Consider the following 12278-nt stretch of genomic DNA (forward strand, 5'->3'; position numbering starts at 1 on the left):
CGCTTCAACCGTTAACTAACCTGAAAAAATCTGCTGCCGGACTGGAAGTAAACTTTTCATATTTTTTGAATGGGGCTAGTGGAATTTAGTTCTGCATACTGAACTCCAGCGGCCTGTTTTCTCTACCCGGAAATATGATTTTTTGCAAGTAGTTAGCCTGATTATAGCAGAAATCCTGGAAACTTGCGCAAAAAAGTCTATAATTTACTGCAACTTTTAACCGCTGGTGGAATTTAGTCTTGCACTGGAATTTACTTTTTCAAGTCAGCCTGCTTTCCATGATTAATATAATCAAATGCGTTCTCCGTCATACGCGACAGCAGTTTATCGACGGCAGCGGCCTCTTCTTTTGACATATTGCGCACCAGAATACTGTTCCATTTATGCCGCTTGCGATAGACTTCTTCGATGATCGGCTCAGCCTCATCCGTGGTAAATACATGGTGAATCCGCCGGTCCTTGGTATCTGGTTCCCAACGGATCAATCTTTGTTCTTCCAGTTTCTGTATGGCCTTGGTCACGGTCCCCTTGTCGAATTGTCCCATTTTAGCCAAATCCAGAACGCTGATACCCTGATTTTCATAAATCAGGATTAAAAACAACTGCTGTCCATAACCAACCATGGTCCCGGAAAGCTCACGGTCAAAAAATCGGCATCCCTGCCGGTACAATATGGAAATCAGCCTGCTTGTCTGGTATTTATGTTTCATTGGTATCCCTTCCCTTATGCGCATACTTTCTTGCCAGTTCCTCATATTCCAGCTGCAGAATATTGTAAATATTCAGGATTAGATTACCGGTTTCCTTTACCCTCTGCATGATCTCATCGAAATGGCTGATCATCATTTCCACACAGTAAGGGCATAGCAGGATCTGATAATCTCTTCTTCGATCTCACCTCCCACGATTTCCTCCGTGATATCCACATGGGTTCTCATGATTCTCATCGCCTGCGGACTTAACTTTCCAGGAAATTCCAGGATTTCCACCGGTATGCCGATCTTCCCAAGATCATGCGGTAATGCGCCCTGCCGGACCTTATCCACCTTTGTCTCGTCGAAACCGAACAGAACGGCCAGCTGTTTGCTGATACTGGTAGTCGTAATCGTATGTATCACCGTATACCTGCTTCTGAAATCGATGGCAAAAATAATCATTTTCAGAAAAACGTCGATCTCTTCTTCACTTAAAGGAACCTTCTCCTGCGCCTCAAAGACCTCATCCATAAAAAACCTTCCGGAAAGCTTCTCCAGAACCTGGTTTTTCTGCTCCGCCCGTTTTAAAAGATCCAGCCATTTTGGAGAGAATCTCGTCCCCCCGTATGTCTCCATAATTTGAAGCACATGTTCCCCGTTCCCCTGTCCCATATAGACATCCACCCGGTCCGCCAGGCTGATACACTCCGCCAGTTCCTTTAAGGGGACAGGCATGCCTTCCAGTTCCTCATAAGGCGTGTGGTGAAACAACACGACCGGCGCATAGGAACAAAAGGGAGAAAGATATTTCAAAAATAAATACCCATAAATAGAATGGTTCCAGCACTGTTCCACCTCAAACCGGACCATATCGTTAATCTCCTCTGTCTTATACGCCCCGATGTCATGCAGCAGAGACACAAAAGACATACTCCGGATGGTTCTGGCATCATAACTCCCCTCTTCCAGCATCATGTGCATCACAAGGTAAGCCACCCGCTCCCCGTGATCCACAAGCCTTTCATCCACCTTATTCAAAGCCCTGCGTACAATATTATGTATTTGCCTGCTGCTTAGCTCCGCCATCCGTACACCCTTCCATACATATTCGTATTCTCTGTCTGCTCAATTAGGCTTCCTATTCAACTATCATTCTTTAGTTTATTTTATCACCTTTGTCACCAGAATACAATCTTTGACTTCTAGGACTTTGGCTTTGGCTTCCATAACAGGCTGGATTCCGCTGATCAGGGGTCTCATATGAGGAAACTACAGCGTCCGGATGTATAAGAAAAGAGTAAAATCTTGTTCTGAATGGGTTCGCGTACAGTTTATTCTCCGTCATTTTCTTTGCCTCCCTGATCCCGCAGCAGATCCAGCAATTCGTCAAAAAACTCCTGCCTGCTTCCCATTTTCACGACCTCTTTAAAGATCCGGCCGTCTTTTAATACAATAACCCGGTCACAAAAGCTGGCGGCGCAGCTGTCATGGGTTACCATTAAAATCGTAGCGTTCAGCTCATCCCGTGCTTTTAAAAAGGAATCGATCACCGTACGGCATGATTTGCTGTCCAGATTACCGGTCGGTTCATCGGCCGTATGAGGAGGGAAAACCGCTGTAGTTGTAATAATCAGGGGGGGTTTTGTTATTTTTGGAATGGGCGGGATGGGGTGCGGCTCTCACTTGCTCTTACTCATTCTTGCTCATCACTTCATGTTCTTTTTTCAGTTCTCCATATAATTCTAGTGAGTTCCATTGCTGATTTGTTTCGGTAAGAATAGCTTTTAAGTGGATTTTCCCTATTTTGTTTTTGTGAAGGAGGGTCAGAAGATCGTCGATTCTGCTGCCGGACATGCCTTTCATGACCAGCATTTCTTCCGGGAATCCTTCCCCTTCGTATTGCTTTTCGCTCTTTTCGATCCCTTCTATGCCGCACAGACTGCCGACCGGCTCCAGAAAGGCTGCTTTATCCACATTTTTAATTCGGATTCCCATTTGTATCAGGACTGCCTTTAATTTTCTTCCTTTTTCGGTGTTTTGAAAATTATAGAGCAAAACCAGTTCCTGTGTCTTTTTCATATCTTCGGTTCCTTTCCTATTGGGGCTGATTTTGTCAATAAAAAGGACACCGTCCAGATGATCGATCTCATGGCAAAAGCATTTAGCCATTTCGCCTTCTCCGGTCAGTTGAATCGGCTCCCCGTACTCATTTAATGCCTGGACTGTGACACGGGCGGGACGCGTGGTCCTGCCGAACCGATCGGGTAAGCTTAGGCAGCCTTCGATGCACTCCTGCTGACCGGATGTCTCCGTAATCATGGGATTGACCAGCTTGATCAGGCCTTCTCCCATATCGATCACGACCAGCCGTTTTAAGATACCCACCTGACTTCCGGCTAAGGCAGCTCCGTTCGGAGTGTCATGAAGCGTATCCGCCATATCGCTTAACAGCATTCGGATGCGGTCATCCACCGCTGCCACTTCTCTACTTCGCTTTCTGAGTATAGGGTCATCATTTATCCGCAATTTTCTGACTGCCATTCGTATGCCCTCCTGCTGCTCGTCGCTCTCGATTTTCTTTCGCTTTGATCAAACAAAAAAACTTCTTCAATCGGACATTGAAACACCTGGGAAATATCGTGGGCCAGCCAGATCGAGGGTTCGAACTTTTCCGACTCGATCGCATGGATCGCCTGCCTGGATGTCCCCACCATTCGTCCCAGCTGCTCCTGGGTCCAGCCGTATTCCTCTCTTAGCTGCCTGACTCTGTTTTTCAAAATATCGCCTCCGTAATGTTAACCTTACATTTATTATAACACCCGGCATTTTTCTGTCAAGCGCCTAAAAAGACCACTCTGACACTAAACCCGCTGGAAATGATTGTCAATGTCAAAATACTGCTTGCCTTTTATTCTCATACGTGATAATATTATCATATTGATAACATTCATCATCAATCATTACCAAAGACCATAAACACATTGCAGTTCACACTAACGTAGCCTGCCAGAGCATGGGAGACAACCTATACCAGTGCAGGGATGAGAGGAAAGCGGCGGGGCCTTGGGAGCCGGGAGGCTTCTCTCGTGGTATCAAATCACTTGAGACCGGGCCTTAGAATGGATTACGCAGAAGACGGGAGAACCTCGCAGGGCCTGGAATACTATCCGAGCCGCTTTCCTCTCATCCCTGCCCTTATCCCGGCTCTCATCCCAGCCCTAACCACCAAAACATGAAAGAAGGATGCTGATTGATCGACAAGTTAATGGATGCGTTTGTCAACCCGGTAAAAAGCAAACTGCTGCTGGAAATCTATACACACCAGAAAATGACCACTAAGGAACTGTCCGCCGCTTTTCCCGATATTCCACAGGCCACTATGTACCGGCACTTGAACCGTATGTTAAAAGATGGGGTGATCGAGGTAGTGGAGGAAAATAAAATCCGAGGCGTCACGGAAAAGGTGTATGGGATCGCCTTTGATTTCGAATCCGTCGGCAAGCAGTTATTCGAGAAAAACCCGGGTACCACGCTGCTGCAGATGTTTACACAGTATATGATGGCGTTTTTACAGGAATTCAAGGACTATTCCAGGCGTGATCATATCAATCCGGAGCAGGAACCGTTCAGTTTTACCGTATGCCCCTGCTACGCTTCCCCTGAAGAAATCAAAGATGCCTTAACCAGGATCGGTGAGATCCTGACCCCGCTGATTCAAAATCCGTCCACACCGGACCGGAAAATGCACTCATTCGGCGTGATCCTCACTCCACCGAAGGAATTCTGAAATCATTGCATGTAAAGACCGAAGGAACTCTGAAACCATTGTCTCTAAAGGAGGTGCTTATATTGGCTACCGACATACTTACAATCCGGCATTTGACCAAAACGTATCATAAAGAAAAGAAGGCGGTTGACGACTTGAGTTTAACCGTGCAGTCCGGTGATATCTATGGGTTTATCGGGCACAACGGCGCTGGAAAAACCACGACGATCCGTGCGGTTACAGGGGTTATGGATTTTGACCAGGGTGAAATCTTCATATGCGGACATTCCATCCAAAAGGAGCCTGTCCTGTGTAAATCCATGGCCGCCTATATACCCGATAATCCGGATCTCTACGAACATTTAACCGGAATTCAGTATCTGAATTTTATCGGAGATATGTTTCAGGTACCCAGGCGGGAACGGGAAGAACGGATCCGGCATTACGCAGATTTACTGGAACTGACCTCTAATCTGGGAGATCTGATCTCCTCCTACTCCCATGGAATGAAACAGAAAACAGCCATTATATCCGCCTTTTTACATCAGCCCAGGCTGCTTGTCCTGGATGAACCTTTTGTTGGTCTGGATCCCAAGGCGTCTTTTGATCTGAAAAATATGATGCACGAACTCTGTGGGAAAGGCAGTGCCATTTTCTTCTCCACCCACGTGCTGGAGGTGGCCGAAAAACTTTGTAACAAGATAGCCATTATCAAAAGCGGAAAGCTGATCGCCAGCGGAAATACACAGGATGTCCGCGGGGACAGCAGCCTGGAAGAGGTATTTCTGGAGGTGGTGGATCATGATGCGTAAATGCGCTCTGCTCTTCAAAGTACAGCTGCTCCAGCAGTTCGGTATCAACCGTCTGCTCCATTCCGGCACTTCCAGGGAGAAAAGGCAGATGCTCCTTTTATTCATTGGCGGTGTGCTGCTGGCTCTGCTGATGGCCGGCTACAGCGTTGGAGCCGCGTACGGGTATGTCTATCTGGGACTGGAAAATTTATTGCCTTCTATGCTGATTTTAATTTCCGCCATGATTACAATGGTCACCACGTTTCTGAAAGGGAACGGCATTTTATTCGGATTCCAGGATTATGATATGATCATGTCACTGCCGGTCACCAGTTTTACCGTTGTTTTAAGCCGGATGGCCAGTGTCTATGGGATTAATCTGCTTTTTAACCTGGTCGCTTTAGTTCCCGCCGGAATTGTATACGGCATAGCAGCGAATATCTCCCTTTCCGCCTGGATCATGCTGTTTTTCCTGCTGTTTCTGGCTCCGCTGCTGCCGCTGGCTGCCGCCACACTGCTCTGTATCCTGATCACAGCCGTATCGCTGCAGTTCCGGCACCGGAACCTGGTAACCATTGTTTTAAGCCTGTCGCTCATCTTTTTGTTTCTGGCCGGCAGTATGCAGACGACACAGTGGAATTCCAATGATATTACAGCGTTGGGAAAAGCCGCCGGCGATGCGGTAAATCACTACTATCCGCCCGCTTCCCTGGTCTCAAAAGCCGTCGTCAATTCTTCCTGGGCAGACTATGGGCTGTTTGCCCTGATATCCATCGGGGGCGCCCTGCTTTTGCTGGCTGTCCTGTCACATTTTTATACCAGGCTGAACACGCTGCTGGGGGCCGTTCACACCAGGGGTGGTTATCAGTTAAAAGAACTCCGGGTGTCCACTCCTTTCCGGGCTCTGTTATCCAAAGAACTCCGCAGATATTTCTCCTGCTCCGTCTATGTGCTGAATACCGCCATGGGAGTTTTGCTTCTTCTGGCGCTCTCAATTGCTCTGCTCTTTTTTGACCCGGGGCAGATAGAAGCCGCGCTCAACCTTCCCGGGGCAGGAAAGTGGTTCTGTTCACTGGCGCCGCTGATTCCGCTGTTTTTCATCGGACTCTCCCCCACTACCAACAGTTCCATCTCTCTGGAAGGCAAGAACCGCTGGATTCTTTACTCCGCTCCTGTCGAAACCATAACGATCTTTGAATCGAAGATCGCTGTAAACTTGATTATCTATCTGCCCTGCGTACTGATCAGCAGCCTGCTGCTGGCTCTGGGTCTGAAAACTGGACTTTGGGAGACATTACTTCTGTTTGTTCTGCCAGTCGTATATACGTTTTTTATCTCAACCGCAGGTATTATGATCAATTTGAAATTTCCACTCTATGACTGGGAGAGCGAATATGCGGTGGTCAAACGCGGAACCGCCGTACTTATCTCCATGCTGTTAGGCTTTTTGACCACTCTGGCTCCAATCGCGTCCGCTATACTGCTTAAGAGCCCTTTGGCCGTTACCGCCGTATTTACTCTGCTGTACGCGGCGCTCACCTTAGGGATCTACCAAAAGCTCAAGGCCGTAAGATTATTTGTCGCCTGATCCGGCTTCATGGCTGTAAGATCAGTCCAGGAATGAGAAATTTCTCGAATAAATTCATAAATTTTTATAAGAGATTTCGGAATAACTTAAGATGTTTTCAGATTCTTTAAGATTTTCGACACACTTTGAACATATTTTATCGATATAATGTATTCAGATAGTTGATTACACACTCACTATCTCCCCCCTCATAAAGTGTACAAAAAAATGTGCCTCACGGCACATTTTTTTGTGTTGCAGGAAGGTGCTCCGATTGCGCAAAAACCCCCTGCGGTGATCGCACAGCGGCGGAACAGAAGCTGACCGCCCGACATAACTCCTCCACATTCTCAAAACAGTATGTTGGTTTAAACGGAGTATCCGCAAGGTCTTTGCGTTTCGCCTCCCCGGTCAGAAGCACGCAGGTCTCCACTCCCGCCCTGATTCCACAGGCGATATCGGTGTACAGCCGGTCACCCACCACCAGTGTTTCGGAGCCGGTGAACCCGGTCTGTTCAAGACAGATATCCACGATCTTCCGATTTGGCTTACCGATATATTCCGGCCGTCTTCCAGCAGCGTCATACAGCATATTACAGATCGCACCACAGTCCGGTATGAAACCAAAAGGAGCCGGACAGCACAAATCCGGATTTGTGGCCACATAATCGATCTCTTCCCGGAATAAAAGCTCACAGGCTTTTTCCAGTTTTCCATAATTCAGCTCATTGTCGTACCCCACTACCACGCAGGCCGTGTCCGGTTCCACCTCTTCCGTGACCCGCAGCCCCCAGCCTTTTAACTCCTGCACAAAAGAACGTGTCCCCAGCACAAACAGTTTTCTTCCGTCATAGCGTTCTTTCAGATAGAGGCACGCCGCATAGGCAGCAGTCACAAAGTGCTCTTCCGGGACAGCCAGGTCCCACTTCTCAAACTTTTTCACATAATCCTTCCGGCTTTTGGTAGAATTGTTGGTAATATAAAGGGCCTTTCCACCGATGTCGGTGATATAATCTAACAGCGCCCTGGTGCCGGGGAGCAGTTCATCCCCCAGCGCTATGGTTCCGTCGATATCGAACAAAAACAGCTTCTTTTTCTCCAGCATACGGACCTCACATTCCGAATCCGGCCGTCAGCCGGTCGGCAAATTCCTCATTTAATCCAAGGTCAAACAGGATCTGCAGTAATCCAAACCGGTTTCTCAGTTCCTTGGCATACAGCACACTGTTTTTTACCATGGCGGCATCCACTCCGATTTCCGCCGGTGTGACGGGCGCGCCCATCCCCTTGAGAACCGCGCTGATCTCTTCCGCTTTCGGCAGCATACGGATCAATGTCAGAACCTCGTCCCAATGCGCTTCCATCTGGTCAATTCTGCTGAGTACCACCTGCGGATCGTTCTTGTGTACCCTCTCTTCCAGAAGGATCACCTCCTCAGCCGCCGGATCGTATGCCTTTCGGATCTTTTCTTTCCAATTTTCCAGATCAAAGGCCCGGGCTTTTATCCTCGCCTTTTCAAAATCAACAGAAGTTTCCGCCAGCATCTCGTAGAGCTTCAGCGCACTGATGGTGCCGATTCCCACTTTGGTTCCATGAAGCACGGCAGGACGATTCTGAAATAAGAACATCATCTCCCAGTAGTGGGATAAATGATGCTCGCTTCCCGACGCAGGGCGGGAATTTCCCACATAGCTGATCGCGATCCCGGACAGGGTCAAGCCATTCATAACCGCCTCGACTGCCTTCGGATCCCTGGCGCTTACCAGGTCCGCATTTTCCATAATGACCCGAATTGAATTCTGTACCATCTCTTCCACATATCCGCAGTAATATTCTCCCTGAAGCAAGTGGGAAATCTTCCAATCCGTCAGGCAGACATATTTGCCCAGAATGTCACCGACACCTGCCGCGATCATCGGCATGGGCGCGTTGCTCAGAACCTCCACGTCGCCGATCACGCCCCTGGGCGTATGTACCTCATAAGTCGTCTTTAACTGGTTTGTAATCATGGCCGCCACATTGGAGGAGAATCCGTCCATGGAAGGCGCCGATCCCACCACATAATAGTCCAGTCCCATTTTGTAGCTGATATATTTACATAGATCATTCAGGGTACCGCTGCCGACTCCGATCACCGCATCAAAATCCGGGCCAGCCGCCACTGTCAGCCGGCCGATCACCCGCTCTTCCGGAACCAGGGCTGTATCCTGATAGACAAAGGTGTCCACGGTAAAGCCCGCAGCTTCAAGTACCGATGCCGTACAGGAGCCGGCCGCTTCCCAGGTATTGATATCCGCCACTACCAGCAGCTTTTTATAACCATATTTTTTCAGAATTCCAGGCAGCCTTTTGATTGCCCCTCTACCGATATCCAGTTCCATCAGATCTGTGTTATGGGTTCTGCCGCAGGCGCAGCCCGATCTTCCCTTTAAATACTCCTTCAACTCCATCAACCCGTTCAAGTCTACCATCCTCTCTTCCCATCGTTTTCTTGATTGTAACATAAAATGAACCGCCGTCAAGAACGGAGGCCCTGCGCAATACTATTATTAATAAAATCCATGTTAACTATTATTAATAAATCATCATTGGGGCCGGCAGTCCCTTCCCTGAGACTGTCCGAAAACCAGGGCGCAGCCCGCCAGGTGTCTGTTCTGTACGGACGTATCCTATGGGGTGCCCGCCAGGGAGAGCGGTGTCTATGGGCCTCTTCCTCATATAAGGCGCCCGTGTGAAATCTTAATGAAATCGAGCCGTCCGGTTGTGGGCGAAAGACTGCGTTCCGTGCAGTCTTTCGGTGGCTGTTGAGCCGCGAATGCATCCGGCATTCGGGGTGAATCAGCCACGTACCCGCAACCGGACGGCCCGATTTCATTTAGATTTAACCGGGTAACAGCCTTAAGTGAGGAAGAGGCCCATAGACACTGCTCTCCCTGGCGGGCGCCCCATAGGATACGTCCGTACAGAGCGGACACCTGGCGGGCTGCGCCCTGGTTTTCGGACAGTCTCCCTTTTTACCATAACAAATAAAAACAGAGTAGTATGATTGGCACATACATGAATACCAGACTTAAACGCTGCCATAAACCTTCCAATGAGAGGATGGAATCAGCATAGGCAGGCTTATCGGCCATTATAAATAAAACAAAAAAGATAACGGAGCAAAGAAAACTAATAGCTCCTGCACACATCCAGGCCAACGCATTTATTTTGTGAAAATAGACGGAAACCGTAAGGCCAGCTAAAGTTAAGATCATAAATCCAATGGCCGACCCTATGCCGTGGATTTTTGCCGGGAGAGTTTCAAGGGATTTGTCTTCACCGACGGAAAACAGACCAGATAATATGCAGCCCCCAACCGCGTATAGAATGAGGATGATCATCAGTGCGATAGCCATAGGCATAGAAACAGAGACGATAAGATTGTATAACTGTACACTGCCGGCGATTAGTATCAGACCTAAAATAACAAGCCACGTATTATATATCCTATGTAAGATAAAATGATGATTGCCTAATACACTCATAACCTGATAAAGCTGACTGTAACCTTTGTAAAACGGCCCCAGCAGGAGGGGTATTATTATATCGGCGCACAGGGCGATTGGCAGTATATAGAGAAACAACTTTGCAGTATTTTCCAATTTAGAATCTCCTTCATTTTGAGCCCGTTCTCTGTCTCTTCACTTCATACATCAATATTCCGGCAGCCATGGCTGCATTCAGGGATTCAACCTGTCCCTCCATTGGAATTCGGATGTACTGATCCGCTGCATCAGCAAGTTCTTCTGTAAGTCCGTTACCTTCATTGCCGATCAGGAAGGCGGTTCCTTTCTGATAGTCTGCGTCCGTATAGGACTCCGTGCCGCGCAGATGCGCGGCGTACGTCCGGATCCCGCGCTGATGCAGCAAGGGAATGAGGCCTGTCAGGCTGTCAGCGATGTGAACAGGAACCCGGTAAATAGAACCCATCGTGGAACGGATCGTCTTGGGGTTGTACAGATCCACGCTTTCACGGCTGATCAGGATACCGGTGACACCGGCTCCTTCCGCGGTTCTGATCATAGTCCCTAAGTTACCCGGATCCTGAAGGTTTTCGATCAGCAGAAGAAATGGGTCCGTCTGCTCCAACAGCTGGTCCGGATCAGGCTCCTGCCGCTTGATAACGGCGAGGATGCCTTGAGGTGTCTGTGTATCGGACATCTGCGTAAATACCTGGTCTTCCACAGCTTCAAAGGAAAGATCCGCAAGAAGGGCCTGACAGGATGAGTCCGCAAGTGCCGACGCACTTACATAGGCTTTCACGATACGGTCTCTTGGGGCTTCTTTTACCATCTTAAAACCTTCTACGACAAAAACCCCTTCTTCATTCCGAAGCCGGGGTTTTCTATTTAGTTGCATGACATGTTTGACTTGTTGGTTATGCGTACTTGTTATCATTATCTTGACAGCGCCTTACTGATTTCATATTGGTATGCAGGGATATCTTTTTTCATTGCCAGTGCTTCGTCGATGTCAAAGTCAACATAATCGCCGTTTTTGTAGCCGACGACGCGGTTGGTCTTTCCGGCGCACAGAAGATCCACGGCATAGGCTCCCATGATGGACGCGTACATTCTGTCTTTACAGGTCGGGCTGCCGCCGCGCTGCATGTGTCCCAGGATGGTAGCTCTCGTCTCTACCCCGGTGGCGGCTTCGATCCGTTTCGCCATGCTCTCGGAATGTCCGATTCCCTCGGCGTTGATTACGATATGGTGTTTTTTCCCACGTTTCCGGTTGCGGATAATATTGTTGATCAGTTTCTGTTCATCATAGTCATATTTCTCAGGAAGCAGGATGTCTTCCGCTCCGTTGGCGATACCGCACCACAGCGCGATATATCCGGCATTACGGCCCATTACTTCGATAATACTGCACCGCTCGTGGGACGTGGATGTGTCCCGTACTTTATCGATGGCTTCCATGGCGGTATTAACCGCGGTGTCGAATCCGATGGTGTATTCCGTGCATGCGATGTCCAGATCGATGGTTCCGGGCACACCGATCGTATTAATCCCCAGCGCAGACAGCTTCTGGGCACCCTGGAAGGAACCGTCTCCGCCGATGACGATCAGGCCCTCGATGCCGTGCTTGCGACATACTTCCGCCCCCTTCTGCTGTCCTTCCAGAGTCCGGAACTCAGCACAGCGCGCGGTGTAGAGGATCGTTCCTCCCTTTTGGATAATGTCGGACACTTTTCTTTTATCCATATCGATAATTTCTTCATTTAACAGACCATTATATCCTTTTAAAATGCCCTTGACAGTCTTTCCCTGGTCAGTTGCCCTTCTGACAACCGCACGGATCGCCGCGTTCATTCCGGGGGCGTCGCCGCCGCTGGTCAGGACACCGATTGTATTGATTTCCTTATTGCCTTCGATACCGGGCATTGCGGACCCGGAGGATAACTCTTTTGCCAT

At 48.7% G+C, this 12278-nt stretch carries 14 protein-coding genes and 1 pseudogene; 3 read left to right on the forward strand and 12 right to left on the reverse strand.

Annotated elements, in window-relative coordinates; translation table 11 throughout:
• Window positions 1–251: 251 nt before the first annotated feature.
• From KTH90_RS05015 to KTH90_RS05045, 7 genes and pseudogenes are all read right to left on the reverse strand, one after another.
• Window positions 252–710, reverse strand: a complete 459-nt coding sequence (locus KTH90_RS05015; RefSeq protein WP_158355734.1) for a MarR family winged helix-turn-helix transcriptional regulator — start codon at window positions 708–710, stop codon at window positions 252–254.
• Window positions 700–846, reverse strand: a complete 147-nt coding sequence (locus KTH90_RS05020; RefSeq protein WP_238726370.1) for a hypothetical protein — start codon at window positions 844–846, stop codon at window positions 700–702. The genes KTH90_RS05015 and KTH90_RS05020 overlap by 11 nt, the downstream gene beginning before the upstream one ends.
• Window positions 843–1781, reverse strand: coding sequence for an HD-GYP domain-containing protein (locus tag KTH90_RS05025; protein ID WP_158355735.1), 939 nt, complete (start codon window positions 1779–1781; stop codon window positions 843–845). The genes KTH90_RS05020 and KTH90_RS05025 overlap by 4 nt, the downstream gene beginning before the upstream one ends.
• A gap of 245 nt (window positions 1782–2026) precedes the next feature.
• The gene (locus tag KTH90_RS05030; protein ID WP_330655898.1) at window positions 2027–2245 is read right to left on the reverse strand and encodes a hypothetical protein; all 219 of its coding nucleotides are present in this window, start codon (window positions 2243–2245) and stop codon (window positions 2027–2029) included.
• A 139-nt stretch (window positions 2246–2384) separates the two neighbouring features.
• Entirely contained in the window at window positions 2385–2774 is a 390-nt protein-coding gene (locus KTH90_RS25270; RefSeq protein WP_334300911.1) for a DUF3783 domain-containing protein, read from the reverse strand.
• Between the two features lie 18 nt (window positions 2775–2792).
• A pseudogene (gene def / locus KTH90_RS25275) lies at window positions 2793–3236 on the reverse strand (peptide deformylase); the annotation flags it as partial.
• Window positions 3212–3472: a helix-turn-helix transcriptional regulator gene (locus KTH90_RS05045; RefSeq protein ID WP_158355737.1), complete on the reverse strand. Its 261-nt coding sequence runs from the start codon at window positions 3470–3472 to the stop codon at window positions 3212–3214. The pseudogene def and the gene KTH90_RS05045, both read right to left, overlap by 25 nt.
• 473 nt (window positions 3473–3945) lie before the next feature.
• Between KTH90_RS05045 and KTH90_RS05050 the strand changes: the two genes are divergently transcribed.
• From KTH90_RS05050 to KTH90_RS05060, 3 genes are all read left to right on the forward strand, one after another.
• Entirely contained in the window at window positions 3946–4482 is a 537-nt protein-coding gene (locus tag KTH90_RS05050; RefSeq protein WP_158355738.1) for a helix-turn-helix domain-containing protein, read from the forward strand.
• A gap of 74 nt (window positions 4483–4556) precedes the next feature.
• Window positions 4557–5273, forward strand: coding sequence for an ABC transporter ATP-binding protein (locus KTH90_RS05055; RefSeq protein WP_158355741.1), 717 nt, complete (start codon window positions 4557–4559; stop codon window positions 5271–5273).
• Window positions 5263–6840, forward strand: coding sequence for a hypothetical protein (locus KTH90_RS05060; RefSeq protein ID WP_238726371.1), 1578 nt, complete (start codon window positions 5263–5265; stop codon window positions 6838–6840). Before KTH90_RS05055 ends, KTH90_RS05060 begins: the two co-directional genes overlap by 11 nt.
• 214 nt (window positions 6841–7054) lie before the next feature.
• Here the strand turns inward: KTH90_RS05060 and KTH90_RS05065 are convergent, their stop codons facing one another.
• The 5 genes from KTH90_RS05065 to pfkA form a co-directional block, all read right to left on the reverse strand.
• The gene (locus KTH90_RS05065; protein WP_158355740.1) at window positions 7055–7924 is read right to left on the reverse strand and encodes an HAD-IIA family hydrolase; all 870 of its coding nucleotides are present in this window, start codon (window positions 7922–7924) and stop codon (window positions 7055–7057) included.
• 7 nt (window positions 7925–7931) lie between these two features.
• A complete protein-coding gene (locus KTH90_RS05070) occupies window positions 7932–9323 on the reverse strand; it encodes a sn-glycerol-1-phosphate dehydrogenase (RefSeq protein WP_238726372.1) in 1392 nt (463 codons plus the stop codon).
• Window positions 9324–9833: 510 nt separating this feature from the next.
• Window positions 9834–10463, reverse strand: a complete 630-nt coding sequence (locus tag KTH90_RS05075) for a DUF998 domain-containing protein (RefSeq protein WP_158350897.1) — start codon at window positions 10461–10463, stop codon at window positions 9834–9836.
• Window positions 10464–10476: 13 nt separating this feature from the next.
• Window positions 10477–11259 carry a TrmH family RNA methyltransferase gene (locus KTH90_RS05080; protein ID WP_158350895.1) on the reverse strand — a complete coding sequence of 261 codons (783 nt, stop codon included), beginning with the start codon at window positions 11257–11259 and terminating at the stop codon, window positions 10477–10479.
• Complete coding sequence (pfkA, locus tag KTH90_RS05085) at window positions 11259–12278, reverse strand: 6-phosphofructokinase (protein WP_238726373.1); 1020 nt, start codon at window positions 12276–12278, stop codon at window positions 11259–11261. Before pfkA ends, KTH90_RS05080 begins: the two co-directional genes overlap by 1 nt.

This window comes from Diplocloster modestus, assembly GCF_019042245.1.
GTDB lineage: Bacteria > Bacillota > Clostridia > Lachnospirales > Lachnospiraceae > Diplocloster > Diplocloster modestus.